22 protein-coding genes and 1 tRNA gene are annotated in these 23,683 nt (G+C 68.0%); 8 read left to right on the top strand and 15 right to left on the bottom strand.

What is annotated here, in order from left to right:
• Positions 1 to 245: 245 nt before the first annotated feature.
• Both dcd and AMYBE_RS0134015 read right to left on the bottom strand, forming a co-directional pair.
• On the bottom strand, positions 246 to 827 hold the full coding sequence (gene dcd, locus AMYBE_RS0134020) for a dCTP deaminase (RefSeq protein ID WP_020663862.1): 582 nt from the start codon (positions 825 to 827) through the stop codon (positions 246 to 248).
• Positions 814 to 2,088 (bottom strand): oxygenase MpaB family protein, encoded by a 1,275-nt coding sequence (locus tag AMYBE_RS0134015; RefSeq protein WP_020663861.1) that lies wholly within the window; start codon positions 2,086 to 2,088, stop codon positions 814 to 816. Before AMYBE_RS0134015 ends, dcd begins: the two co-directional genes overlap by 14 nt.
• 112 nt (positions 2,089 to 2,200) lie before the next feature.
• Between AMYBE_RS0134015 and AMYBE_RS0134010 the strand changes: the two genes are divergently transcribed.
• A tRNA-Gly gene (locus AMYBE_RS0134010) sits at positions 2,201 to 2,271 on the top strand.
• A gap of 255 nt (positions 2,272 to 2,526) precedes the next feature.
• Here the strand turns inward: AMYBE_RS0134010 and AMYBE_RS0134005 are convergent.
• From AMYBE_RS0134005 to AMYBE_RS0133995, 3 genes are all read right to left on the bottom strand, one after another.
• On the bottom strand, positions 2,527 to 3,930 hold the full coding sequence (locus AMYBE_RS0134005; RefSeq protein ID WP_020663860.1) for an amino acid permease: 1,404 nt from the start codon (positions 3,928 to 3,930) through the stop codon (positions 2,527 to 2,529).
• A gap of 146 nt (positions 3,931 to 4,076) precedes the next feature.
• Positions 4,077 to 4,724: a hypothetical protein gene (locus AMYBE_RS0134000; RefSeq protein ID WP_027928298.1), complete on the bottom strand. Its 648-nt coding sequence runs from the start codon at positions 4,722 to 4,724 to the stop codon at positions 4,077 to 4,079.
• 2 nt (positions 4,725 to 4,726) lie between these two features.
• Positions 4,727 to 5,383: a hypothetical protein gene (locus tag AMYBE_RS0133995; protein ID WP_027928297.1), complete on the bottom strand. Its 657-nt coding sequence runs from the start codon at positions 5,381 to 5,383 to the stop codon at positions 4,727 to 4,729.
• Between the two features lie 117 nt (positions 5,384 to 5,500).
• Here AMYBE_RS0133995 and AMYBE_RS0133990 point away from each other — a divergent pair, with 117 nt between their 5' ends.
• Entirely contained in the window at positions 5,501 to 5,878 is a 378-nt protein-coding gene (locus AMYBE_RS0133990; RefSeq protein ID WP_027928296.1) for a nitroreductase family deazaflavin-dependent oxidoreductase, read from the top strand.
• A 10-nt stretch (positions 5,879 to 5,888) separates the two neighbouring features.
• The gene (locus AMYBE_RS0133985; protein ID WP_020663856.1) at positions 5,889 to 6,419 is read left to right on the top strand and encodes a GNAT family N-acetyltransferase; all 531 of its coding nucleotides are present in this window, start codon (positions 5,889 to 5,891) and stop codon (positions 6,417 to 6,419) included.
• Position 6,420: 1 nt separating this feature from the next.
• On the opposite strand, the gene AMYBE_RS0133980 is transcribed toward AMYBE_RS0133985, so the two are convergent.
• The 5 genes from AMYBE_RS0133980 to AMYBE_RS0133960 form a co-directional block, all read right to left on the bottom strand.
• Complete coding sequence (locus AMYBE_RS0133980; RefSeq protein WP_020663855.1) at positions 6,421 to 6,696, bottom strand: GlsB/YeaQ/YmgE family stress response membrane protein; 276 nt, start codon at positions 6,694 to 6,696, stop codon at positions 6,421 to 6,423.
• Positions 6,697 to 6,859: 163 nt separating this feature from the next.
• The gene (locus AMYBE_RS0133975) at positions 6,860 to 8,704 is read right to left on the bottom strand and encodes an acyl-CoA dehydrogenase (RefSeq protein ID WP_020663854.1); all 1,845 of its coding nucleotides are present in this window, start codon (positions 8,702 to 8,704) and stop codon (positions 6,860 to 6,862) included.
• Between the two features lie 159 nt (positions 8,705 to 8,863).
• On the bottom strand, positions 8,864 to 9,652 hold the full coding sequence (locus AMYBE_RS0133970) for a response regulator transcription factor (protein WP_027928295.1): 789 nt from the start codon (positions 9,650 to 9,652) through the stop codon (positions 8,864 to 8,866).
• Between the two features lie 245 nt (positions 9,653 to 9,897).
• On the bottom strand, positions 9,898 to 10,476 hold the full coding sequence (gene mug, locus AMYBE_RS0133965) for a G/U mismatch-specific DNA glycosylase (protein WP_020663852.1): 579 nt from the start codon (positions 10,474 to 10,476) through the stop codon (positions 9,898 to 9,900).
• Positions 10,477 to 10,748: 272 nt separating this feature from the next.
• Positions 10,749 to 11,390, bottom strand: coding sequence for a VanZ family protein (locus tag AMYBE_RS0133960; protein WP_020663851.1), 642 nt, complete (start codon positions 11,388 to 11,390; stop codon positions 10,749 to 10,751).
• A gap of 278 nt (positions 11,391 to 11,668) precedes the next feature.
• On the opposite strand from AMYBE_RS0133960, the gene AMYBE_RS0133955 reads away from it, so the two are divergent.
• Positions 11,669 to 13,357: a bifunctional metallophosphatase/5'-nucleotidase gene (locus AMYBE_RS0133955; protein ID WP_020663850.1), complete on the top strand. Its 1,689-nt coding sequence runs from the start codon at positions 11,669 to 11,671 to the stop codon at positions 13,355 to 13,357.
• Between the two features lie 93 nt (positions 13,358 to 13,450).
• On the opposite strand, the gene AMYBE_RS0133950 is transcribed toward AMYBE_RS0133955, so the two are convergent.
• The 3 genes from AMYBE_RS0133950 to AMYBE_RS0133940 are packed head-to-tail and all read right to left on the bottom strand — an operon-like array spanning position 13,451 to position 17,477.
• The gene (locus AMYBE_RS0133950; RefSeq protein WP_020663849.1) at positions 13,451 to 15,292 is read right to left on the bottom strand and encodes a VanW family protein; all 1,842 of its coding nucleotides are present in this window, start codon (positions 15,290 to 15,292) and stop codon (positions 13,451 to 13,453) included.
• Positions 15,293 to 15,316: 24 nt separating this feature from the next.
• Positions 15,317 to 15,649, bottom strand: coding sequence for a GroES family chaperonin (locus AMYBE_RS0133945; protein WP_020663848.1), 333 nt, complete (start codon positions 15,647 to 15,649; stop codon positions 15,317 to 15,319).
• A gap of 1 nt (position 15,650) precedes the next feature.
• The gene (locus tag AMYBE_RS0133940; RefSeq protein WP_027928294.1) at positions 15,651 to 17,477 is read right to left on the bottom strand and encodes an NHL domain-containing thioredoxin family protein; all 1,827 of its coding nucleotides are present in this window, start codon (positions 17,475 to 17,477) and stop codon (positions 15,651 to 15,653) included.
• 172 nt (positions 17,478 to 17,649) lie between these two features.
• Between AMYBE_RS0133940 and AMYBE_RS0133935 the strand changes: the two genes are divergently transcribed.
• Positions 17,650 to 18,222 carry a hypothetical protein gene (locus AMYBE_RS0133935; RefSeq protein ID WP_020663846.1) on the top strand — a complete coding sequence of 191 codons (573 nt, stop codon included), beginning with the start codon at positions 17,650 to 17,652 and terminating at the stop codon, positions 18,220 to 18,222.
• 3 nt (positions 18,223 to 18,225) lie between these two features.
• On the opposite strand, the gene AMYBE_RS0133930 is transcribed toward AMYBE_RS0133935, so the two are convergent.
• Positions 18,226 to 18,681 carry an SRPBCC family protein gene (locus AMYBE_RS0133930; RefSeq protein WP_020663845.1) on the bottom strand — a complete coding sequence of 152 codons (456 nt, stop codon included), beginning with the start codon at positions 18,679 to 18,681 and terminating at the stop codon, positions 18,226 to 18,228.
• 17 nt (positions 18,682 to 18,698) lie between these two features.
• Positions 18,699 to 21,002: a hypothetical protein gene (locus tag AMYBE_RS0133925; protein WP_020663844.1), complete on the bottom strand. Its 2,304-nt coding sequence runs from the start codon at positions 21,000 to 21,002 to the stop codon at positions 18,699 to 18,701.
• Between the two features lie 308 nt (positions 21,003 to 21,310).
• Here AMYBE_RS0133925 and AMYBE_RS0133920 point away from each other — a divergent pair, with 308 nt between their 5' ends.
• The 3 genes from AMYBE_RS0133920 to AMYBE_RS0133910 are packed head-to-tail and all read left to right on the top strand — an operon-like array spanning position 21,311 to position 23,681.
• A complete protein-coding gene (locus tag AMYBE_RS0133920) occupies positions 21,311 to 21,823 on the top strand; it encodes a hypothetical protein (protein WP_020663843.1) in 513 nt (170 codons plus the stop codon).
• Positions 21,824 to 22,444 (top strand): DUF3558 domain-containing protein, encoded by a 621-nt coding sequence (locus AMYBE_RS0133915; protein ID WP_027928293.1) that lies wholly within the window; start codon positions 21,824 to 21,826, stop codon positions 22,442 to 22,444.
• Position 22,445: 1 nt separating this feature from the next.
• Positions 22,446 to 23,681, top strand: coding sequence for a hypothetical protein (locus AMYBE_RS0133910; protein ID WP_020663841.1), 1,236 nt, complete (start codon positions 22,446 to 22,448; stop codon positions 23,679 to 23,681).
• Positions 23,682 to 23,683: the final 2 nt, after the last annotated feature.

Here is a 23,683-nt window from a genome sequence, read left to right as displayed (position 1 = left end):
CAGACGTTTCCCGGCCGAAACCATGCCCGCGAGTTTTCCACCATCCGGTGACGCCGCGGCGATTTCCTACCCGGCAGTGGGATTACCTCACTCCGCTGAGCGATGAGTGATGCGCCCGGTTGACTCGTGGGTGATCGCTGCCGCCCGTTCGAGAAAACCGATCACCGTTTGGAGTTGCTCGCGGGCCACCGGCCAAGTCGCCCTTCGAGTTCAGCAGCGGCTCATCGACCGGCCGGCGTCGTCAGCTAGCGCCAGGTGTCGACGCGGTGAAAGTTCTGGTATGCCCGGCTCGGCGTCGGCCCGCGCTGCCCCTGGTAGCGGGAGCCGGCCTCGGTCGAGCCGTACGGGAACTCCGCCGAGCTGGACAGCCGGAAGATGCACAGCTGGCCGATCTTCATCCCGGGCCACAGCGTGATCGGCAGGTTCGCGACGTTCGACAGCTCGAGCGTGATGTGCCCGGAGAAACCTGGGTCGATGAAGCCCGCGGTGGAGTGCGTGAGCAGTCCGAGCCTGCCGAGCGAGGACTTCCCCTCGAGCCGTCCGGCCAGGTCGTCGGCAAGCTTGACCTGCTCGAACGTGGACCCGAGCACGAACTCGCCGGGGTGCAGCACGAACGGTTCGTCGCCCTCTTTTTCGACCAGCGAGGTCAGCTCGTCCTGCTGCAGCTGCGGGTCGATGTGGGTGTACTTGCTGTTGTCGAACACCCGGAAGTAGCGGTCGAGCCGCACGTCGATGCTGGACGGCTGGACCATGCCGGGATCGAAGGGGTCGATGCCGAGCCGGCCGGCTTCGAGCTCTTTGCGGAGGTCACGGTCACTGAGCAGCACGGATAGAGCCTATCGGGCCGCTCGCCGCGGCCCCAGAACCCCTCCCGCGCGGGGCGCGGCCGAACACCGCGTTCATCCGCGCGAGGTACCGCCGGCGACCGAACGCACCCACCGCTTCCTGCAGCGCGGTGGCCCCGGGCACCAGCAGCCGGACCGTCTCCGCGGCGTAGTTCACCCCGGCCGCGGCCAGCACCGCGGCCTGCGCCACCGGGTTGTCCGGCAACTCGAGGAAGTCGGCGTTGGACCGTCCGAGCACCAGCCGGCTGATCGCCGAGTGCACCCCGACATTGACCTGGGCCAGCACCTTGCCGAGCGGACCGCGCCCCTCGCCGATCGCCGCGTGCGTGTCGACCAGGGCGCGCGCCAGCCGCTTCGAATCGTCGTCCGGAACGAACTCGGTGACGGCGAGCAGCCAAAGCAGCCGCCACGCGTCGTCCTCGTCGGCGGGAAGCAGCTCGTCCGCGACGCCCATCAGCCAGCCGACGTAGCGCCAGAGGTGGAGGATGTCGGCCTTCTCGCGGGCGGAATAGCGGAGGCCGAGCAGTTGCGTGCCGAAGACGTAAACCAGGGAGAAGAGCAGCAACGTGCCCGCGGTCTGCACCTGGTTGACGGGCCGGTCCCACCGCTCGTAATCCCAGTCCGGCCGACGGTTCATCGCGCGCCGGACCTGCGCGTGCACCAGCCGGATCCGCAGCGCGGCCTGGTAGCCAGTGCCGTGCCGGACGAGCGCGCCCGGCGTGGTGACGTCGATCCACCAGGCAGCGGTCTCGACCAGCCGGCGCGGAGCACGGTGCTCGATCTCACCAGTGCCGACCAGGGACTTCGTCGCACGCGAGGCGAGATAGCCGCCCATCAGCGACATGTCGCCGAGCGGGAAGAGACCGAGCAGCCCGGCCCGGGTGATCGCCCGCGCGCCACGGTCCAGACGGACCGGGTCGACCCAGTACGGGGTGGCTTCGGTCTGGTCCCGGAAGGCTCGGAGGGCAGGCGGGAGATCAGGAGTTGTCCGGCCGGCGAGGACTCTGTCGACGAGGTCGTTGGGGTCGCTGCTGGGTCGCTTGGCGCCGGGTCGGCCATTGTCCTGGCTCTTGCCGTGCCGGTTGTCCTGCTGGTGGAGCCACTCGACTACCGCGTCGGCAAGGGCGTCTTCCTGCTGAGCGAACTCGCGCAGCCGGGCAACCTGGGCTGCATCGGCCTTGGCCGTCCGCGCCCGCGCGGCCAGCCGGAATCCGCCTTGGCGGAACAACTCGGGCTCGTCCATCGCACACCTCCGCGCCGTAGCTGACAATGAGTGTTGTCACATCGGCCGCGGACGTCAACCAGTGCCCCGCTGGACACCGGGGAGGCGCGAATGTGTATGCTGGCGGAGCACTGCGGATGTAGTTCAATGGTAGAACATCAGCTTCCCAAGCTGAATACGCGGGTTCGATTCCCGTCATCCGCTCTCAGAGCGAAGCCCCAGGTCACACAGTGTCTACTGTGGACATGGGGCTTCACTATGTCGGCGGATCGGCTCAGCCTGGACAACCTCACCGCCCGCAACGCCGTCGCGCGGATGGCCGGAGTCGCTAGCCGGGAGTAGTCCCGGCGTTGTTGCAGCCACGACCGTTGTCCCGGTAGCGAGCACAACCGCATTACCCCCGGACCAGCCTCAGCTCAGCCCGTGCTGCCTGCCCGTTCCCGCCGCACCACGGCCCGGCTATGCCGCATCCGCCATGACCTTCGCGGACGGTTCCGCTGCCCTGCGGTGAAACCAGTACAGCCCGCACAGCATTGCCAGCCAGCCGACACCGACCGCGAGTGCCAGCCGGGTGTCGTCGGCGAATGCCATCACCACGAAGATGAACACCATGAACACCATGGTCAGGATCTGGCCGACCGGCCAGAACGGTACCGGGAACGCGCGCGACTCCAGGTCCGCGGCGGGCAGGTGGCGTCGGGCTTGGTAGTGGGTCAGCAGGATCATGAACCACACCCACACCGTCGCGAAGGTGCCGACCGACGCGATCAGCAGGAAGGCGCTGTCCGGCAGCAAATAGTTCAGCACGACCGCCAGGCTCAGCGCGGCCGCGACCACCAGAACTGTCATCCACGGGATGCCGTTGCGCGTCACCCGCGCCATTGCCGCGGGGGCCTGGCCGCGCTTGGCCAGACCGTAAATCATCCGGCCGGCGCCGAAAATGTCGCTGTTGATCGCCGACAGCGCTGCCGTCACCACGACGATGTTCAGCACCGTCGCGGCGGAATGCAGGCCGAGGCCGGCGAAGATCTGCACGAACGGGCTGCCGGTGGTGCTGATCGTGTTCCACGGGTTCAGCATCATGATGATCGCCAGCGTCGCCACGTAAAACAGCAGTACCCGCACCGGAACCGTGTTGACCGCCTTGGGCATCGCGGTGCGCGGGTCTTCCGACTCGGCCGCGGTCAGGCCCAGAATTTCCGTGCCGCCAAAGGCGAACATCACCAGGGCGAACGAGCCGAGGAAACCGGCGAAGCCGTTCGGGAACCAGCCGCCTTGCGACCACAGGTTGCTGACGCCGCCGCCGGCCGACGCGGTGCCGGCACCGAAGGCCAGAATCGCCGCGCCGCCCAGGATCATCGCGACGATGGCGACCACCTTGACCAGCGTGAACCAGAACTCCAGTTCCCCGTACACCCTTACGCTCACCAGGTTCGCCGCGGCGATCACCAGAATGGTCAAGACCACCCAGATCCAGCGCGGCACGTCCGGGAACCAGAATCCCATGTAGACCGCGAGCGCGGTGACGTCCGCGACGCAGACGATCACCATTTCGAAGGCGTAGGTCCAACCGGTCAGAAACCCCGCCAGCGGGCCGAGATGCTTACGCGCGTACTCACCGAACGAACCCGGCGCGGGGTCGTTCACCGCCATCTCGCCGAGCGCGCGCAGCACGAAGAAGATCGCCGCGCCGCCGATGAGATAGGCGATCAGCACCGACGGACCGGCTTTGGCGATGGTGTCCGACGAGCCGTAGAACAACCCGGTGCCGATCGCCGAACCCAAGGCGATGAACCGGATATGCCTGCCGTTCAACCGACGGCTCAGCCCCTCCGGCCCGGTTTCCCCGGACTTCGTCGTCATCGACGCACCTCCCGATTTCGGCGGCCCCGCAGCGCATCTGCGCGCGGCGGGTCGGCACAGTAGAACCGAACCGGCCACGGCCGCCCAACCGGCGACACCGGGAAAGCGTCTGTCATCTCAGACGGTCCACAATGGACCAAGCGGCGTCAGCCCTCGACCAGCTCCCAGGGTGCTCCCGGCTCCGCCCGGTCGAACACCTGCCCGGGTGCGGCGAGCAGCGCCTCCGCGACGTCCGGGTACAGCCGCACGACGTGCTCCAGTTCCAGGCCCTCCACCTCGAAGTCCTCCGCCTCCGGGACCTCGAAGCCGACGAACAGCCAGGTGCCGTCCTGCTCGCGCACGACCTGACGCACCGCCCGCGCCGAGCCGTCCGACGCCGCGATTTCGGTCAGTCCGGTGCTCAGCTGCACCTCTTCGACCGGGGAACCGGGGTGTGTCCAGGCCGCGACGCGGGCGTCCCGGTGCTCGCGGTCCTCGTCCTCGTCGTCCGAATCGGACACCGAGCTGAGCAGCCAGGTGGACCGGTCCGGGTCCCAGTCGGCGGCCATTCCGGCCGGCACGTCGCCGAGCACGGCCAGCTGCGGCAGCAGGGCGAGCGCCTCCCGCAGGTCCATCGCGCCGAACAGCTCGCGGTTGACGGCCATGTCCTCTTCGAACTCGGCACCGTCGCTGATGAACCAATCGTCGTCATCGTCGAGCACGACGAACGCCAGCCGGTCCGGGTGCTGCACCAGCTCGTGCGCGATGATCACCGGGGACTGCGGGTCCTGTCGCAGCGGCCATTCCTCGGACATGTTCACTTCCCGTCTTCGATCATCTGAATCCACTCGGCGTCCGGCGCCTCGCGGTAGAACACCTCGCCCGGTTCGGCGTCCAGCAGCTCGACCACCTCCGGATACAGCGCGGCGACGTGGCCCAGCTCCAGGGTGTCGACCTCGACATCGGACTGCTCATCCGGATCCGGCACCTCGAAGCCGACGAACAACCACGTCCCGTCGTCCTCGCGGCTGAGGTAGCGCACGGCCCGGGCCGGCGCGTCGGCCGCGGCGGAAATCTCAGTCAGCCCGACGCTGACGTTCGCTTCCGCCATCGGCGAGCCGGGGTGCACCCACTCGGCGAGCCGGGCCTCCCGGTACTCGCGGGCGTCGGCGTCGCCGTCCGGCTCGTCCGGCGAGAGCAGCACCCAAGTCGTGCGCTCGGCGTCCCAGATCGCGCCCATCCCAGCGGGCAGCCCGGCCAGCGCGGTCACCTGCGGCAGCAGGTCGACGACGTCGTGCAGGCACATCGACGCGTAGTGTTCTTCGTCGAGGTCGTGCTCGGCGTCGTCGCCGACGAGCCAGCCGTCCTCGTCGTCGGCCAGGACGTGGTCCAGCTTCCCTGGATCGTCCAGCAGGCTCCGTGCGACGAGCACCGCCGTGTGCGCTTCCTGCTCCATCGGCCAATCCTCGGACATGCCCGCTCCCGCCTCGTGTCCGCGTGTGCGCGCCCATCCCACCAGACCGGCCGGGCCGACCGGACAGCGCGTCCTTCCGGCAGGAAATTCCACGAACGTTGGATTATGCTCGACGGCATGGTGCTGCCCAAGAACGTCGCCCGGTTCAACCGCGTGGTCACCAACCGGGTCACGAAACCCTTCGCCGACAAGCTGCCCGGCTTCGGAATCCTCCTCCACCGCGGACGCAAGTCCGGACGGGAATTCCGTACGCCGCTCAACATCTTCCGCACCGACGACGGCTTCGTCGTCGCCCTCACCTACGGCCCGGACACCGACTGGGTGCGCAACGTCCTCGCGGCCGGCGGCGCGGAGGTCATCACGCGCGGCCGTAAATACCGCGTGCGTGATCCAGAACTCGTGCATGATGAGGCCCGCCGACCGATGCCGCCGGGGGTTCGGCAGTTCCTGGGGCTCGTTGGCGTCACGGATTTCCTGATGCTGAAACGAGAATGAGGGAGAACGGATGCTCACCGGGAAGCTGGTGCGGCTGCGCGCGATCGAGCCGTCCGACGCCGAGTCGATCTACAAGTGGATCCACGACCCGGCGGTCGGCGAGTTCATGACCGGCGGCTATCCGCGCTCGCTCGCCCAGCTCCGCAAGAAGGGCGAAGAACGTCCGGCGAATTCCTACGAGGCCGTCGTTCTCGGCATCGAATCCCTTGAAGCGGGCAAGCTGATCGGCATCGTCGACCTGCGCGATGCCAGCCCGGAGACCGGCCGCGCCGAACTCGACATCTACATCGGCGAGACCGACCACTGGAACGGCGGATACGGCACCGAGGCGCTGAAACTCATGTGCCGTTACGGGTTCAACATGATGCGCCTGCACCTGATCGCGCTGTGGGTGGTCGCCGAGAACGAGCGGGCCCGGCACGTGTACCGCAAGGTCGGGTTCGTCGAGGACGGGCGGCATCGAGAATGCCACCGCGGCCCCGACGGCAAGTACCACGACATGTACCTGATGAGCCTGCTCGAACCCGAACTGAACGACTGAGCTATCCCTTGACCTGCCGCTTGCCGTACAGGCTGGCGGCCAGCGTCACGCCGATCGCGGCCAGCACGACCTGGGTGATGATCTCCAGCCAGTCGATGCCCTTGGTGTCGGCGTAGCCAAGGCCGCGCGCGATCGCGGTGCCCAGGAACGCCGCGATGATCCCCACCAGGATGGTCAGCCACCACGGAATGGACTGCTTGCCGGGCGCGACCAGCTTGCCGAGCACACCGAGAATCAACCCGATCACGACCGCGCTGATGATGCCGGAAACCGCCATCTCGAACTCCTCTGCTGGGAAGGGGCTCGGACCGGGATATCCCGGCACGTGCCGTGTCAAACCCCCTCGGAACCGGCATACCCCCAATGGCCCGCCACCGCGACCGCAGACGCGAAAAATGCCCCGGCCCGAACCCGGACCGGGGCATTGTTCGTCAGTGCGCTCAGAACGCGGCTTCGTCCACGTCCATCAGCGCGTTGTCGGCAGCCTCCACGATGGCGCGGCGCGAGGTCAGCTCCGGCAGCACGCTCTTCGCGAAGAACGACGCCACCGCCAGCTTGCCCTCGTAGAACGGCTTGTCCTTGGCCGACGCGCCGTTGTCGAGCTTCGCCAGCGCGACCTCGGCGGCCTGCAGCAGCTTCCAGCCGACCAGCAGGTCGCCGACCGACATCAGCAACCGCACGGTGTGCTGACCGACCTTGTTGATGTTCTGCGGGTCCTCCTGCGACGAGGTCAGGAAGCCGATCAGCGAACCCAGCATCGCCTGGGTGTCCTCGAGAGCCTGCTTGAGCAGCGCACGCTCGTTCTTCAGCCGGCCGTTGCCCGCTTCAGACTCGATGAACTTGGTGATCTCGCCGGCGACGAACGCGAGCGACTGGCCCTTGTCCCGGACGATCTTCCGGAAGAAGAAGTCCAGCGACTGGATGGCCGTGGTGCCCTCGTACAGGGAGTCGATCTTCGCGTCGCGGATGTACTGCTCGATCGGGTAGTCCTGCAGGAAGCCGGACCCGCCGAGGGTCTGCAGCGACTGCACGAGCTGCTCGGTGGCGCGCTCGGAGCCGACGCCCTTGACGATAGGCAGCAGCAGGTCGTTGACGCCGTGCGCCAGCTTCAGGGACGCTTCGTCGCCCTCGCCGGTCCACAGCTGGTCCTGGAAGGACGCGGTGTACAGGTAGATCGCGCGCAGGCCCTCGGCATACGCCTTCTGCAACATCAGCGACCGGCGCACGTCCGGGTGGTTCGTGATGGTGACCCGCGGCGCGGCCTTGTTCAGCATGTTCGGCAGGTCGGCGCCCTGCACGCGCTCCTTGGCGTACTCGAGCGCGTTGAGGTAGCCGGTGGACAGCGTGGCGATCGCCTTGGTGCCGACCATCATCCGGGCGTACTCGATGACCTGGAACATCTGCGCGATGCCGTCGTGCACCTCGCCGAGCAGCCAGCCCTTGGCCGGAGTGCCGTGCTGGCCGAAGGTCAGCTCGCACGTGGTGGACGCCTTGATGCCCATCTTGTGCTCGACGTTGGTGACGAAAGCGCCGTTGCGCTCGCCGAGCTCGCCGGTCTTCGAGTCGAAGTGGAACTTCGGGACCAGGAACAGCGACAGGCCCTTGGTGCCCGGCTTGGTCTCGATGCCGGGACCCTCGGGACGCGCCAGCACCAGGTGCATGATGTTCTCGACCATGTCGTTCTCGGCCGAGGTGATGAACCGCTTCACGCCGTCGATGTGCCAGGAGCCGTCCTCCTGCTGGACGGCCTTGGTACGACCGGCGCCGACGTCCGAACCGGCGTCCGGCTCGGTGAGCACCATGGTGGCGCCCCAGCCGCGGTCGATCATCAGCTGCGCCCAGTGCTTCTGCTCTTCGGTGCCGTTCTTGTCCACGATCATGGCGAAGTTCGGGCCCGCCATATACATGAACAGCGGGGCGTTCGCGCCGAGGATCAGCTCGGCGGCGGCCCACTGCACCGTCGGGGGCAGGCCGAAGCCGCCCAGCTCGTTGGTGAGACCCAGCCGCCACCATTCGCCGTCGACCAGCGCCTGGTAGCTCTTCTTGAACGACTCGGGGATCGTCACGCTGAAGGTCTTGGGGTCATAGACCGGCGGGTTGCGGTCCGCGTCGGCGTAAGACTCGGCGAGCGGGCCGACGGCGAGCTTGTTCAGCTCCGACAAGACGCCGCGGGCGGTTTCCTCGTCCGATTCGGCGAGGACACCCTTGCCGAGCCGGTCCTGCACGCCGAGTACCTCGAAGAGGTTGAACTCCAGGTCTCGGACGTTGCTTTTGTAGTGGCCCATGTCGTCACTCCGTGTCGTGTTCGGCTTTCCGGCCGGGCACTGGCTCCCTTACTCGCCGGTAACATCAGGATATTACCTACGAGTAACCAGAGCAAGCGAAACCGCCCTTCCAGTAGTGCCGATTCGCTCGAAATGACGGTGCCGACCAGCGTGACGAGATCACCGGGTGCTGCGCGCCACGGCCTCCTGCACGGCCGGGGAGCCGGCACTGTCGTCAAGCTGGGGGACCAGGATGCCGCTGCGGAACGCGATGGTCACCGCGTGTGTCCGGTCGCGGGCGGAAAGTTTGCGCAGAATGCTTTTCACGTGCGTCCGGACGGTCTCTACGGACAGGAAGAGCAGCTTCGCGATCGCCGAGTTTTCGAGCCCTTCGGCGACGAGCTGGAGAACCTGGTATTCGCGCCGGGAGAGCGGCATGCCGCCCTTCGCCGGAACGATGTTCGTGCCGGTCGGCGCGGCTCTTGGCGACGGCTCGCGTTTAGGCCGGGCAGTGAGCGCGGACAACGCCGGGTCGATGTAGCGGCGGTCGTGGTGCGCCCGCCGGACCGCCTCGGCCAGCCGCCGGGAATCGACCGCGCGCGGCACGATCGCGTGCGCCCCGGCCCCGATCGCGGCCGCGAGGTACTGCTGGGTGCGGTTGGTGTCGCGCACGAGGGTGACCAGAACCAGCGCCGGGTCGCCCGCGTTGAGCAGTTTGGCGAGGTGGCAGTTCGGGTCGAGCGCGGAGTCCAGGATGACGACGTCCGGGCGTACCTGCTCGCACAGCTGCATGGCGGCGTGATGGCTGGCCGCCTGTCCGGACCAGTGCAACCCGAGAGTGCGGTGCACCATCGAAGCGATCCCCTCGCGAAAAATCGGAATGGGGTCGACCACGGCGACTCCCAGGCTGCGTCCGCCGGCCGGCTGCCCGGCCGTCATGGGCGTTCGGTGGGACTCGATGCCACGCATCTCGGTCCTCCGTCCTCGTGGTCGCTCCCGGTGACCGGCACACCCCCTCGGCGTACCGACCGGTCCCCCCTGCCGGAACCGGCCGGGAGCGACACCTTGTCCCTGGTTCGACTCCGCCGAGAGCAGCTTGTGACGCGGTTTCCCCCTCATGGCCGTAACGGCCGGTCTCAGCAAACTCTGAGTAGAATTTTGGCCTCGAGCTGCGGGGTTTCAGCCCAGCGAGGCGGCCATCCAGCGGGTTATCTCTACTGAGGGTTTAACCGCTCAGGTGAATCTGCGGTCACTGCCCGTACCCGCAACCGAGCGAACTCCTCGGCGAGGGTTTGCGGACTCCAATGGGCGTTCAAGCCGCTCGGATTGGGCAGCAACCAGACCTTCGTGGTCCCTATTGTCCGATTCTGTGGTCCGACTTCGGCGTGCCGCTCGCCGAACGCGACCCGATAGGCCGTGATGCCCACCACAGCGAGCCAGCGCGGCCGGTACTTCTCGACCTTCCGGGCGAGGATCTCGCCGCCTTCGCGGAGTTCGTCGTCAGTGAGCTCGTCGGCGCGGGCGGTGGTCCGGGCTACCACGTTGGTGATGCCCAAGCCGAGGTCGAGGAGTTGGCGCTGCTCTTCGGGGCGGAGGAGCCGCGGAGTGAAGCCGCTGGCCTGGAGCGCGGGCCAGAAGCGGTTGCCCGGACGCGCAAAGTGGAAGCCGACGGCACCGGAGTAGAGGCCCGGGTTGATGCCGCAGAAGACCACGTCGAGACCCGGGGCGAGGACGTCCGGGATGGTCTTGCCGTAGGCGGCGGCCTGCTGGGCTTTGGTCGGTTTCTCGAGCATGTGCCCAGTCTGGTGGACACCGATGCCGCGACAGCTGTGGTCAGACCCCGACCGCCGCGTTGTCCGCACGATCTCCGCTCGCGGGGTAGCGCCCCGACCATCGGCCTCGGTACCCTTTGTGATCTCTCGCACAACGGCGTCGACGAGGAGAGCACATGCAACTCTGGCTCGTGCTCGGGCTGGTAGCCCTGATCATCGCCGTCGCTTCACTGATCGTGATCCTCGAAGATCGTCGCGCCGCGAAGCAGGCGGCGATCGCCCGCCGGGCTCGGTTAGCGCGTCTGGGCGAGGTCGACCCGCTCGCTCCGGGCCGGCTCCAAGCGGAGCGTTGAAGAGATCGGCCGGATGGCGAGCAGCAGCGCACCGGCCAGCCAGCCGAGACCGGCACCGAAGGTGTTGGTCATGAGGTCGTCGACATCGAAGATTCGGTAGACGAACGGCGCGGTCCCGAAGTTCGCGGTGAGCTGGGTGATCTCGATGGCGAGTGAGGCCGCGGCGCCGATCGCCACCGCACCGACCACGCCACGCCGCCACAGCACCCGGGCGAAGAAGCCCAGCGGGACGAACAGCAGCACGTTCATCGCTGCCTGCTGGAAGGTCTGAGTGGTGAACCAGTGCGCGGCGGACAGGCCGTGCTTCGCCAGCTCGGTGTGGATGTCGGTGACCCACTGGAACGGCACCAGCTGCACGGTCTGCTCCAGCCGGCGGCTGTTCGGGCCGGGCAGCGGAAGGAAGACGACCGCCAGGGTCATGCAGCCGTAGAGCACGACCGCCGCCGTGGTGACCAGGCTGCGCAGCTGCGGCCGGCCGTGCCGCGCGAACTGGAGCACCAGCTGCGGAATCAGGATCGTCGCCCACACGGCGAGGAACCCGATGAACCCGTACTGCAGGGCGGTGACCTGTGCGTTCGTCATACCGAGAACGCTATTGATCTTGCCGGTCGAGCACTTCGGTCGAAGAGCCGGAGGCGTCGGGGCAGGGGTCGGCCGAATGGCCGAGGGCCTGCCGTCCGATCGGCCAGCCGAGCTCACCCCGGCCGCACCGGCCTTCGCAAAGCAACGCAAAGCGGTCCAAAGTTACCGAAACTTTTACCGCTACCCCGCTTTCTGCCCTGGCCAGGACCGTCCATTTTGGGCAGACTGCTCCGCCGGGCGTCCGTACAGGGGAATCGGACGCGAACACCGGAGGGAACATGAAGCTTTTTACCCGGCTCGCGGCGACCGCCGCGGCCGCCTTGGCCGCTGCCGCCGTCACGAGCGTGCCCGCGGAGGCCGCGCAAACGACTGATGTCCGGATCATCGCGCTCAACGACCTGCACGGGAACCTCGATCCACCGGCCGGTTCGAGCGGCAAGATCACGCTGCCGGACGGGAGCAAGGTGGACGCCGGCGGCGCGGCGTACCTCGCGACGCACGTGCACCAGCTCGAATCCCAGGTGCGCAACTCGATGGTGTTGTCCTCGGGCGACAACATCGGCGCGTCGCCGATCATCTCGGCGCTGTTCCACGACGAGCCGACGATGGACTTCCTCAACACCATCGGCGTGAAGGCGTCGGTCGTCGGCAACCACGAGTTCGACGAGGGCTACCAGGAACTGATGCGGATGCAGTTCGGCGGCTGCAACAAGACCGACGGCTGCCAGTTCCGCAAGACCTACGACGGCGCGCGCTTCCCGCTGCTCGGGTCCAATGTGTACTTCGACAACGGGCTGCCCGCGCTGCTGCCGTTCAGCATTCAGGTTTCGGGCGGCGTGCCGGTCGGCATCATCGGCGCGACGCTGAAGGACCTGCCGTCGGTGGTCACCCCGGCGGCGATCAAGGGCCTGAAGTTCGGCGACGAGGTCGAGGCGATCAACCGGACCGCGAACATCCTGGACAAGCTCGGCGTCAAGGCCCAGGTCGTGCTGCTGCACCAGGGCGACGAGGACCAGCCCGGCGCCGGGCCCAACGACTGCAAGGTGCAGCCGAACGGCGAGGCCGCGACGATCGCGAAGAACGTCACGCCGGAGGTCGACGCGATCTTCACCGCGCACAGCCACCAGCAGTACAACTGTGTGATCAACGATCCGGCCGGCCAGCCGCGCCCGGTGATCCAGGGCGCCTCGTTCGGCCGGCTGCTCTCGGTCGTCGACCTGAAGATCGACCGGCGCACGCGCGACGTGATCCGGTCGCAGACCAAGGCGCACAACGAGATCGTCACGCGCGACGTCACGCCGGACGCGGGCGTGCAGAAGCTGGTGGACGAGGCCCGGACCAAGGCCGCGCCGATCGCGAACAAGCAGGTCGGCACCATCACCGCGGACCTTCCCGCGGCCGGCGGCCCGTCCGGCGAATCGCCGCTCGGCGACGTGCTCGCGGACGGCCAGCTGGAAGCGACGAAGTCGAACAACGCGGTGATCGCGATGACGAACCCCGGCGGCATCCGCGCCGACCTCACCTACAAGTCCTCGCCGGCGGGCGAGGGCGACGGCGTGGTCACCTACGGCGAGGCGTTCACCGTGCAGCCGTTCTCCAACATCATGCAGACGATCACGCTGACCGGCGCGAACCTGAAAAGCGTGCTGGAACAGCAGTGGGGCCAGTCCGGCGGCACGAAGATCCTGCAGATCTCGTCGTCGCTGCACTACACCTACTCGGCCTCGGCCGCGGTCGGCTCGAAGGTTTCGAACATCACCGTCAACGGGACCCCGGTCGACCCGGCCGGCAAGTACCGGGTGTCGGTGAACAACTTCCTCGCCGCCGGCGGGGACGGCTTCACCGAGTTCACCAAGGGCACCGACCTGGCCGGCGGCCCGGTGGACCTGGACGCGTTCCTCGCCTACCTCGGGGCGCACCCGAAGCTCGCGCCGCCGCCCGCGGACCGGATCACCGCGGCCGCGTAACTTCGGCGAGCAGGTCCGGGAAGGGCACCTTGCGGTAAGCTAAGTCCCGCAAGGGGCCCTTCCCGGCTTTCCGGCGCCTGCCCCTGCCTCGGCTCAGCAAATGACCATCGGCTGCGGCGAATACGTCGTGGTGCGGCTCTCCTCGCGGACCTCGGCCCCGCTGGCCAGGTCGTAGAACACCCGGGTATCGGTGACGGTGAACCCGGACTCGCCTGGCGAAGCCACGCACGTGCCGCCCTGGCCTGGGCCGACCTGGACCGTCGGCGGCACCTCGTTCGAAGGCGCGCCGGTACGGCCCTCGACGCGATAGTGCTTGGTACCCCAGATCTTCACCGTCACCGAACCGCCGCTCGAGCTGGCCTGGATCGCGAAACCGGTCGGGTCGCTGGCGGTGATCTTGAGGTCGATCGCGTTGCCGGAGCTGTCCACCGCGGCCGCGTCGCGACCGGCCGGATAGCGGTTGACGAAGTGGTCGTGCCCGGCGTGGCCGCCATCGGCCAAACCGGCCAGGTAAGCCGCGTTGTACAAAGTGGACGAAAGCTGGGACAAGCCACCGCCTGCCACGGACGGGCCGGTGCCGTCCTCGTCCACCGGCGCGGACGCGTAGCCGCCGCCCCGATAAGCGTTGAGGCTGAACGATTCTCCTGGTTTCACCAGCACACCGTTGATCCGGCTGGCCAGCGACGCCACGTTCCCCGCCGCGTCGCCGGTCAAGCCGCCAGTGGTGTATTCGCCGACGACTTCCTTGATTCCCAGCGCGTTCGCGCCGTCGGTGGTGAGCGCCGGGTGTTTCACGTCGTAAGCGACCGGCATGTCACGCCCGGTCGGCTTCGCCAGCGTGCCGGTCAGCGCCTGAAACGTGGTGGCCCAGTTGATCTTCCGGCCGTCCTCGGACGGAGTGACGGTCGGCGCGCCGGAGGCGAAGGTGATCTGCGCGTCCTTGCCGTCGGTCTCGGTCGTCGCCAGCTCCGGCTGCACGACGGAACGCAACTTCTCCTGGTCGATCCGCAGGTCGAGGCTGCCGCCCGGTCCCGGTTCGAACTGGAACGACGACGCGATCGCGGACGGCTGCAGGACGCTGTCGCGGCCTTCGCCGTGCAACACCACCGGTGCCGACACCGCCGGCTTGACCACGCTGTCCAGCAAGGAATGCACACCCGCCGAGGTCGTCCGCGGCGGCGTCACCGCCATCTTGAGGGTTACCCCGCGCGGCGAAAGCCAGTCCGTCACCACCGCCTGCACGGCCGCCGGGACATCGGCCAGCTGCTGGCCCTGGCGCGGCTCGACCGGGGACGCGGTGACCAGGTCCGGGCCGTTCGGCATGAAGTTGATGCTGCCTTCGACCAGCGGATGGTTGAGCTTCTGGGCGGCGAGTCCGCGCACCGCGTCGGCGACCTGCAGCTGATCGTTGCGGCTCACGATGCCGACGTCGCGGGTGGTGAAAAACGACAAGAACCGGGTGATCGGGCTCCACGGCTGGTGCCCGGCCTGGGCCAGCGTGCCCGGCCAGTCGAGGCCGAGCCCGGAATCGGCGGGCACCAGAGGCGCGGTGACATCGCCCGCGTGCACCTGCACCGGCTGGGTGAGCCGGGGCTGGAGTTCGGAGTGCAGCTTGGCCTCGGCGTCGGCGTAGCTCAGGCCGCCCACGTCGATCCCGGCCACCTGCACGCCGCGCGGCACGTCGCCGGCGCTGGTCATCAGGTCGATCGCGTACAGCAGGACGAACAGTCCGAGCAGGCAGCCGACGATCATGAAGCTCTTGCCGACGCGTTTGCGGAAACGGCGGAAGGCGGTGTCCGGCGGCGGGGGCGCGTCCGCCACCGAGAAGATCTCGGTGGCCAGGTCGGATTCGCCGGCCAGGCCCGGGTCGCCCAGCAGGTCGTCGCTCAGCAGGTCGTCGGCGAAAAACGCTGACGAGCGGTCTTCCTCGCGCAACGCCTGCCTCCCCGGGTACGGGAGCTACAGGTAGAGCCCCGTGCCGTGTTCGGTCCGCTCCGTGGCCACCGCGTGGATGTCGCGTTCGCGCATCACCAAGTGGCCCTCGCCCTGGATCTCAACCTCGAGCTGGTCCTCCGGATTGAAGAGGACCCGGTCGCCCGGCTTGACGTTCCGCACGCTGTTGCCGACACCCAGTACATCACCCCAGGACAGCCTGCGCGCGACTTGCGCGGTCGCGGGGATCACAATTCCGCCACTGCTGCGACGCTCGCCTTCCTCCGGTGACAAGCGCACGAGCACGCGGTCGTGGAGCATCTGAATCTCGAGCTTGGGCGTGTCCGGCACGCCAACCATGCTACTTACCCGCGGCGGCCTTGGGTTCGCCCGCCATCATCAGGCTCAGCACCCGCCCCCCTTCGCTCTCGAAGCGCACCGGCACGCCCCAGTCCTGCCGGGTGATCCGGCACACCGGGTGCTCACCGCCCTCGTCGCAGCTGGCGGCCTGCGCCACCACCTGCAGCACGCCCTCGGTCGCGCCCTCGGCGAACCGGATCCGGCGGGTCAGATCGGTACCGACCCCCGCGCCGTCGGCCAGCAGTTCCGGCGGGGACGACGTGATCTCCAGCCGCGTCGACGGGCCGTACCGCTCGTCCAGCTTCTCGCCCGGCGGCGGAGCGAAGATGACGGAGAACTCGACGTCGCCGGTGGCCAGCACGGTCGGCGGCCGCTGCACGGCCTGGCGGGTGCCGGCGACCGCGGTGGCCCGCCCGTCACCGCCCAGCGGCGTCAGCCGGTTGCCAGCCGACTCGACGACGTACAGCTCGCCGTCATGGCGCACCAGTCCTTGCGGCTCGGCGAAGCCAGTGGCGAGCGTCGTAACGTCGCGGGTGAACGAGTCGTAGCGGCGAATCGCGCCGTTGTAGGTGTCCGCGATCGCGATCCGGCCGTCAGGCAGCACCGCTAGGCCAAGCGGATGCTGCAACAACGCTTGCTCGGCCGGTCCGTCGGCATGACCGAAGGTGAACAAGTCCGCGCCGACCGCGGTGTGCACCGCGAACGACTCGCCGGACGGCTCGATCCAGCGCAGCGCCGAGGTCTCCGCGTCGACGAACCAGAGCTTCTGGCCGTCCGCGGCGAACCCGGACGGCTGCGCGAAGAACGCCTCGTGCACGTCGCCGTCGCGCAGGCCCTCGACGGTGGTGCCCGCGAACCGGCGGACGTCGCCGGACACCGGGTCGAAGACGCTCAGCGTGTGGTTGCCCGCCATCGCGACGACCACGCCGCCGGCCGGTCCCCACCAGATCACGTCCCACGGGCTAGTCAGGTCGATGTCCAGCGCTTTTCCGGTGTCGACGCCGTCGCGCCACTGGTTTCCGGTGCCGGCAACGGTTCTCACCTCGCCGGTGTTCAGGTCCAAGCCGCGCAGCCGGTGCCCGGCAGTGTCCGCGACGATCGCGTGATAGCCGGCCCGTTCGGCGACCTCGTTGGGCAGCAAGGCGATCCCGGACGGTTCGGCGAACTCGGCCAGGTCGAACGGCCCGTCCTGAGTGCCCCGCACCCCGCGGCCGAACCGGCGGATGACCGTCTCGCCGTCGGACGCGAACTCGACGATCGAGTGGTGCCCGGTGTCCGCGACCAGAATCCGCCCGCCCGCGGTGACCACGGCCTTGCTGGGAAACCGCAGCTCCGAACGCTGTTCCTCGACCGGTACGTACGGGCTGCCGCCACGGCGCAGCGTGCCCTTCGCCTCGTGCTTGACGACCAGGTCGGCGATCACCCGGCGTAGCGCTTCGCCGTGGCCCTCGCCAGCCGCGACGTGCACGACGTAGCCCTCGGGGTCGACCACGACCAGCGTCGGCCAGGCGCGGACCGCGTACTGCGACCACAGCTGCATCTTCGGGTCGTTGACGACCGGATGGTGCACCTCATACCGGCGCACCGCGGCTTCGATCGACGCGCGTTCGCCCTCGTGCAGGAACTTCGGCGAGTGCACGCCCACGGTGACCAGCACGTCCGCGAATTCCTGCTCCAGCGGGCGCAGTTCGTCCAGGACGTGCAGGCAGTTGATGCAGCCGCTGGTCCAGAAGTCCAGCAGCACCACGCGGCCGCGCAGCTCGGCGAGTTTGAGCGGGCGGCCGCCGGTGTTGAGCCAGACGTCGCCGGTCAGTTCGGGCGCGCGCACGCGAGCCTGCCGCGGCGGCTGCGGTGGGGAAGTCACGGAACGAGTGAACTACATTTGGTGACGCTGTGTTCCGTCAATCGCGGTCGGAGAGAAGAACCTCACCCCGCCGAGGGAGCGGATTCCTCCGAAAAAGGACGCGCGGGCGCGGGCTCGGGCTCCGTACGCTTCAGGCATGTCACGAGTTCAGCCGGCCGACGCCTTCACCGCGGAGGAGGCCCGCATCCTGCAGCAGAATCTCGGCGAGCCCGTGCGGCCCGGCCTCACGCCCGCCGAACTGAGCGACGTCGAGAACCAGTTCGGCTTCACCTTTTCCGACGACCACCGGGTATTCCTCACCGCGGGCGTGCCGGTCGGCGACCGCTGGCCGGACTGGCGCCGCGGCGACCCGGACCAGCTGCGCAAACGCCTCGACTGGCCGGTCGACGGCGTGCTCTACGACGTCGAGCACAACCACCTGTGGCTGCCCGAATGGGGCGAACAGCCGCGCTCGATGTGCAACGCGCTCGCGGTCGCCCGCCGCCACCTGGCGACGGTGCCGCAGTTGGTGCCGGTGTGCGGGCACCGGTATCTGCCCGCCGGCGCCGGGTCCGGGTATCCGGTGTTGTCCGTGTACCAGACGGACATCGTCTATTACGGCTGGGACCTGCGCAGCTACCTGCGCCACGAGTTCGGCGGCGAGCCGCTTGGCGAGGAACCGGCGGGCGGCGTCCGCGAGATCGAGTTCTGGTCCCGTTTCGTGGAGTGAGCGCTATTCGAGCTGGTGCTTCACCCGGGCCAGGGTCTGCTCGATGTTGACCCGGTTGGTGACCGAACGGTCCTTCACCCCGGTCGCCACCACGGTGAGCGGGGCGAACCAGCCCGGCCGGGTGTCCCACATGCTCTCGGTGATCCGGCAGCCGTCGCCGGCCGGTTCGATCAGGTACTCCCAGCGAGAGACCGGGATCGGCCCGAGCGCGACGTCGAAGGCGAACCGCCGGCCCTCGTCCGCCGCGGTGACCGTGACGGTGGTCGACCAGCGCCGGATCCCGCGCCGGTTCGTGCCGCGGAAGCGCGCGCCGACCGCCGGGCCAGTAGCGCCGCCGAGCCAGCGGTGCCCGCAGTACTCGGTGGTCACGCCCGCGAGCGCGCCCGGGTCGCTGACCAGCGCGTATACCTGTTCCGGAGTAGCTTTGACCTCGATGTCACCGCTCGCATCAGGATTCACATACCCAGAGTATGCGATCAGGTCTCCCGGCGCAGCATCCGGCTTACGCCGGCCGCGACGGTCGAGGCCAGGATCCAGCCGGACGCCGTGAAGCCGGCCGACATCCAGTTGTCGGCCCCGTGCATGTACCAGCGCGACTTGTTGCCGAAGTCGACGATCGGCACCAGCAGATCGGCGGTGTAGATCACCGGGTTCCACTGCAGGCCGGTGTCCTGCTGGTTGACGACGCAGCGCGGGCCGTTGGCCATCAACCGGCCGGAATGGTCGTTGACGCAGTCGTCCTTGCCGAGGCCGAACCACAGGCTGCCCAGCACCAGCAGGGTGAACAGCCAGCCGAGTGCCCGCACCGGGCGGTAGCCGTAGCCGACCATCGACCGCTGCAGCCAGCTCCACACGCGGACGCCCGGGCCGAAGATCTTGAAGCCTTTGGCCAGCGCCTCGTACCGGAACTGCTGCTTGCGCAACGCGACGGTCGAGGCGTGCTCCTCGTTTCCGGCCGCGCGCAGGGTGGCGGCGAGCTGGTCATACGGCCCGGGCCGGTAGCCGCGCATCGCCTTGCTGAGCAGCTCGATCCGCCGGTCCAGCGCGCGGTCGTCATCGAGCGCGATGCCTTTTTTCAGCGCGTCGTAACGGAAATCTTCCAGTTCGAGGCCGTCACTGGCCGCCCAGATCTCCTCGTTGTCGGAGAGCGCACCGCAATGCGCGCGCCGCAGCCGCACCGATCCGGCCGGCGGCTCGGTGGGAGCGAGAACGAACTCGTCCGCCGTGACGTCGCTGGCGTCGAGCGCGATCCCGTGCGAGGCAAGCGATCCGATCTTCGCTCCGGTCAGGTCGAGGCGCCGCGCGATCTGCGCCCCGTCGAGGTTCACGCCGCCCTCGGCCAGAAACGGCCGGTCCTTGTGCTCGGTCAGCACGAGGTCGCGCCCGATCCGCGCGGTACGCACGTCGAGCGAGAAACTGCTGGACGTCCGCTGCCCCGGATCGGTCAGCAGCGTGCCGAACATGTTGACACTGCCGCCGATCTCCGCGCCCTGCAACCGAAGCGTGCCCTGCACGGTGGCGTCGGTGAGCTGGAAATTCCCGGAGATCTTCGCCCGGCGCGCGGAAAACGCGTCCCGGCCCGGATGCTGGAACATCGAATTCCAGGCGAGGAAATTCCCGCCGACCGTGATGTCGGAGAGACGCAGCTGCCCGATCGGGACCCGCAGGCTGGTCGCCTCGATGTCCCCGCCGATCGTCGACCCGTCCAGATGCAACGCCCGGTCGTAGTACGGCGGCGCCTGCCCGCGCGCCATCGTGATCTCGGCCCCGGCCAGCCGCAGCGACCCGCCGATCCGCGCGTTGACCATCCGCAGCGTGCCGAACGCGTGCAGCCCGTCGGACAGCTCGACATTCCCGTCCACCTTGAGCCGGTCCGCGACCAGCGCCGGCCGCGGATCCAGGTACGGATCGCCGGACTTCCACGCGTCCACCACGATCGGCCCGTTCTGGTTGACCGACAGCTGCGCCTCGCGCAGCACGATGTCACTGTCCACAGTGGCGCTCGGAAGGTAGAGCACACCTTTGGCGGAGAACCGCTTCCGCTGATTGGCCGGACCGTAGTTGTCCACCTCGCACAGCAGACTGCCGCCGATGTGCAACCCGTTGCCGTTCAACGCGAACCCGTCCGGATTGTTGAACGTGGCCCCGGAGAAGTTCACGTTGCCGCCAGTCCGCATACCCGGCAGCCGCACCTCGCCGTTCGCGACCATCCGATACGCCAGCAACGCCCCGGTGATCACCAACCGGTCGCCCTGAATGGCTTTCCCGTGCGGATGGCTGATCGTCGTCCGCGTCAATACGACCGACCCGTCGATAACCGCGTCGGTGAGATTGACCGCGGCGTTCGGCATCCCCCGTTCCCGGTCGTCCCCACGCTGCACCGTGGTCGTGTCGATCTCAAACCCGTCCGGCGCGACCTCGACCGCGCTGCGGATCAGCCGCACATCGTTGCGGCTGCGCAGATTCCGCGCCCGCAGACCCGGCAGCCAGCACTTCCGGAAGACCAGCCCGAGAACAGTCGCCTCCCGCACGTCCGGCGGATGCTCGAACCGGCAGCGTTCGAACTGGAAGAGAAAGTTGAGATCCGCGGCCCGCAGGTCGAAGGTGCCGGTGATGTAGGCGTCCTCGACCAGCACTATCGGCGCGTTGGTGGCCTGTCTGCGCCACCGGAGAATCCCACCCTGGCCAGGTTTGAGCAGGTCAGCGGCCTTCACCTCGTACCGCTTGTCCGGCACCCCGGCAAACGGATCAAGCGGCGGCAAGGTCGTATCGGTCGGCACGAGCCCGGTTCTCCCCACGTTCGTCGGCCCTCAGGGAATCGGATCAACGGCGGATGGGCAAGGGGCCTAACGGAGTAGCGCAACGACGGCCGCACGGTCGACTACCGAGCGAACACGGACAGACACTGAACGGCCCACCTCCACGCAACGACTTGGGGATTTACCGACACGCGACGCTGAGCTGGTTGATCTTCCTCGAACAACGCCCTTTGCCCGGTTACGCCCTGATAGAGTCACTTCCCGGAACCGACCAAGAACAGAGGGTAGGCCGCACCCGAGAGCAAGCGGCCCGTGCGGGGAGGCACGACATGCCAGACGGAACCGGACCGAACAGCGGACTGCAGCGCTTCCAGAACGAGCTGATCACACCTGGCGCGCAAGCTCCGCCGCCAGGGTCGGGGATCATCCCCGGCGCGAACGCGGCTGCGCCGCCACCTCCGCCGCCGGACTACAAGGCCCTAGGCACCGACCAAGCAAAAGCAGACTTCGCCGCCGCATCGTCGAACGGCGGCTGGAAGTTCGATCCGGCCGCGATGGACAAAGTGATCGGGCAGCTCGAGGACAGCCTGGACGGCGAATACGCGGACGCCCGAACCATCGCCGGCGATTTTGCTCAGGCCGGTCCGCCAGGGTCAGACACCATCAGCGCGGACTACATGAAAGCAGCGGGCCGCGCCACTATCGCCTACAACCAGTTCCTTCGCGGCACGGTCGATTACCTGGCCTCCTACGTCAGCACGCTCAAGCAAATCCGAACTGCATATGTAAACCAAGATCATGCCGCGATTGACGCACTTCGCGCGACCCCGAAGGTTGACTGAATGCAAATCCGTAGCCTGCCCCGCCTCGCCCTGCTCGGCGCGAGCGTGATGACGCTGACGGCCTGCGGAGGAGGAACCGCGCCGGGGCAGCCCGCAGCGGCCAGCTCGCCAGCACCAGCCGGCTCATCAGAATCTCCCGCCATGCTGGCACCCAGAGTGCCGGCACCGTTGACGAACACGACCCCGTTCGAATCTGACCCTTGCGCGATTTTCCCGAACAGTGTTGTCGAAAGCGCGGGTGGCGCAGTGAAAAACAGCTCGACTATTTCACTCAAAGACAACGACAAAGGCTGCAAGTGGACGTTCAACGGAAGCACCGGAAACGTTAATGCAGGATTCTATGTCAGCAACAAGGAGGGCCTCAACGGCATCTACCTCCAGAATCAACGGGGCGCGCTGAGCACGTTCAAGCCGCATGCGCCGGTCATCGGGTACCCCTCGGTTGTCTACAGCAAAGGCGATGAAGGTCCGGGCTCGTGCATCCTGGCTGTCGGCGTGCGCGACGAACTCACCTACACCGTGCACACCCAGCTGCGAGACGGGAACCCGGCAATGGCCGACCCATGCGCAATGGCGGACAAACTGGCCGCCGCAGCGATCAATCGATTGAAGGCCAGCTGACATGCCATTACGCGGCTTCGAAATCTACAATCAGCTGCATGATCCAGGTGACACGACCGCGATCGACGCCGCTGGCGACGGGTGCGGGCGAATCAAAGATATCCACAACCAGGTAGCCGACAAGCTCACCGACAGCCAAAAGGCACTAGACACCTTCTGGAAAGGCCAGGCCGCCGACACCGGAAAAGCCGGCCTCAGCCCACTGATCACCACTTCTCGAATTGCTGCAGAAAAGATGGAATCAATGCAGCAGTCCATCATGGCACAATCTTCTGCATTTAACTCCGTGAAGAACGCGGTCGTACCGGTCGCTGAAGCCAGGCCAGATGACCAGAAGTTTTCGGACTATTTTTCGATTGGCGCAAGCGATGACGAGATCGCCGCAGCCGAATTTGACGACAAGACCAAGAAAAACGTAGAAGCCTACGACCGATACACGCAGAGCACGACTCCGCGGACCGAGACCATGCCGATGGACTACCCGGCCGCGCACGACCCCAACGTCTCGGCGACCGGCATTACCCCCGACCCAGTGCCGCCAGCTGACACTGGGCAGGTGGGCGGCCGAATCGGCTCCGGCGTCAGCCATCACTCCGGCGGGGGCGGCGGTTCGCACAACTACAGCAGCGGCCCCAGCAGCTACTCCGCTCCTCCCGGGGCGGCTGGCATGCAGGCACCTCCGCCGCCCAGCCATAGCGCTGCTCCGCCAGTGACGGTCCCTCAGAACGACAGCACCGCCGCGGCTTGGGCCAACCCCACGCCTCCGGTCACGACGCCTCCGGCCTGGCAGCCGCCGGTCGGCAATCCGGGCACCAGCAACGCCGGCGGCGGCTTCGGGCCGATGGGCGGCTTCGCCGGCGGGTTCGGACCTATCGGCGGCGGCAGTGGCGGTGGCGGGAGCAGCTTCGGGCCGGGCGGTTCGGGGTCGGCTTCCGGCGGAGGAGCAGGCGGTGCGGGCAGCGGGCCTGGCGGTCCGCGCGGCGTCGGGGCCGGGACCGGGGCCGGCGCGCTTGGCGAAAGTGCGGGTGCGGCGCGGCCGGGCATGGGTGCCGGTGCGGGCGCGGCCGGCGCGAAAGGTCAGGCCGGCATGGGCGGCATGGGCGGCGGCGGCAAGGGCGGCAAAGGCCCCGAGGACGAGGAACACCAGCGCAAGATCCTGCTCACCGAGGAGGATCCGGACTCGATTTTCGGCGGTTACGACGGAAATCGGCCGACGCCACCGGTCATCGGGGCGTAGCG

The organism is Amycolatopsis benzoatilytica AK 16/65 (genome assembly GCF_000383915.1).
Classification (GTDB): Bacteria; Actinomycetota; Actinomycetes; order Mycobacteriales; family Pseudonocardiaceae; genus Amycolatopsis; species Amycolatopsis benzoatilytica.
The sequence above is the reverse complement of the archived record's forward strand: the minus strand, read 5'-3'. Positions and strand labels throughout refer to the sequence as shown.

Coding starts and splice junctions, on each gene's coding strand:
- AMYBE_RS0134000 (WP_027928298.1), bottom strand. CDS start 4,724: ATGTCCGAGGAATGGCCGCTGCGACAGGACCCGCAGTCCCCGGTGATC.
- AMYBE_RS0134015 (WP_020663861.1), bottom strand. CDS start 2,088: ATGGACGAGCCCGAGTTGTTCCGCCAAGGCGGATTCCGGCTGGCCGCG.
- AMYBE_RS0133910 (WP_020663841.1), top strand. CDS start 22,446: ATGCCATTACGCGGCTTCGAAATCTACAATCAGCTGCATGATCCAGGT.
- AMYBE_RS0133970 (WP_027928295.1), bottom strand. CDS start 9,652: ATGCGTGGCATCGAGTCCCACCGAACGCCCATGACGGCCGGGCAGCCG.
- AMYBE_RS0133935 (WP_020663846.1), top strand. CDS start 17,650: ATGTCACGAGTTCAGCCGGCCGACGCCTTCACCGCGGAGGAGGCCCGC.
- AMYBE_RS0133960 (WP_020663851.1), bottom strand. CDS start 11,390: ATGACGAACGCACAGGTCACCGCCCTGCAGTACGGGTTCATCGGGTTC.
- AMYBE_RS0133990 (WP_027928296.1), top strand. CDS start 5,501: ATGGTGCTGCCCAAGAACGTCGCCCGGTTCAACCGCGTGGTCACCAAC.
- AMYBE_RS0133920 (WP_020663843.1), top strand. CDS start 21,311: ATGCCAGACGGAACCGGACCGAACAGCGGACTGCAGCGCTTCCAGAAC.
- AMYBE_RS0133975 (WP_020663854.1), bottom strand. CDS start 8,704: ATGGGCCACTACAAAAGCAACGTCCGAGACCTGGAGTTCAACCTCTTC.
- AMYBE_RS0133985 (WP_020663856.1), top strand. CDS start 5,889: ATGCTCACCGGGAAGCTGGTGCGGCTGCGCGCGATCGAGCCGTCCGAC.
- AMYBE_RS0133915 (WP_027928293.1), top strand. CDS start 21,824: ATGCAAATCCGTAGCCTGCCCCGCCTCGCCCTGCTCGGCGCGAGCGTG.
- AMYBE_RS0133995 (WP_027928297.1), bottom strand. CDS start 5,383: ATGTCCGAGGATTGGCCGATGGAGCAGGAAGCGCACACGGCGGTGCTC.
- mug (WP_020663852.1), bottom strand. CDS start 10,476: ATGCTCGAGAAACCGACCAAAGCCCAGCAGGCCGCCGCCTACGGCAAG.
- AMYBE_RS0133955 (WP_020663850.1), top strand. CDS start 11,669: ATGAAGCTTTTTACCCGGCTCGCGGCGACCGCCGCGGCCGCCTTGGCC.
- AMYBE_RS0133980 (WP_020663855.1), bottom strand. CDS start 6,696: ATGGCGGTTTCCGGCATCATCAGCGCGGTCGTGATCGGGTTGATTCTC.
- AMYBE_RS0133945 (WP_020663848.1), bottom strand. CDS start 15,649: ATGGTTGGCGTGCCGGACACGCCCAAGCTCGAGATTCAGATGCTCCAC.
- AMYBE_RS0134005 (WP_020663860.1), bottom strand. CDS start 3,930: ATGACGACGAAGTCCGGGGAAACCGGGCCGGAGGGGCTGAGCCGTCGG.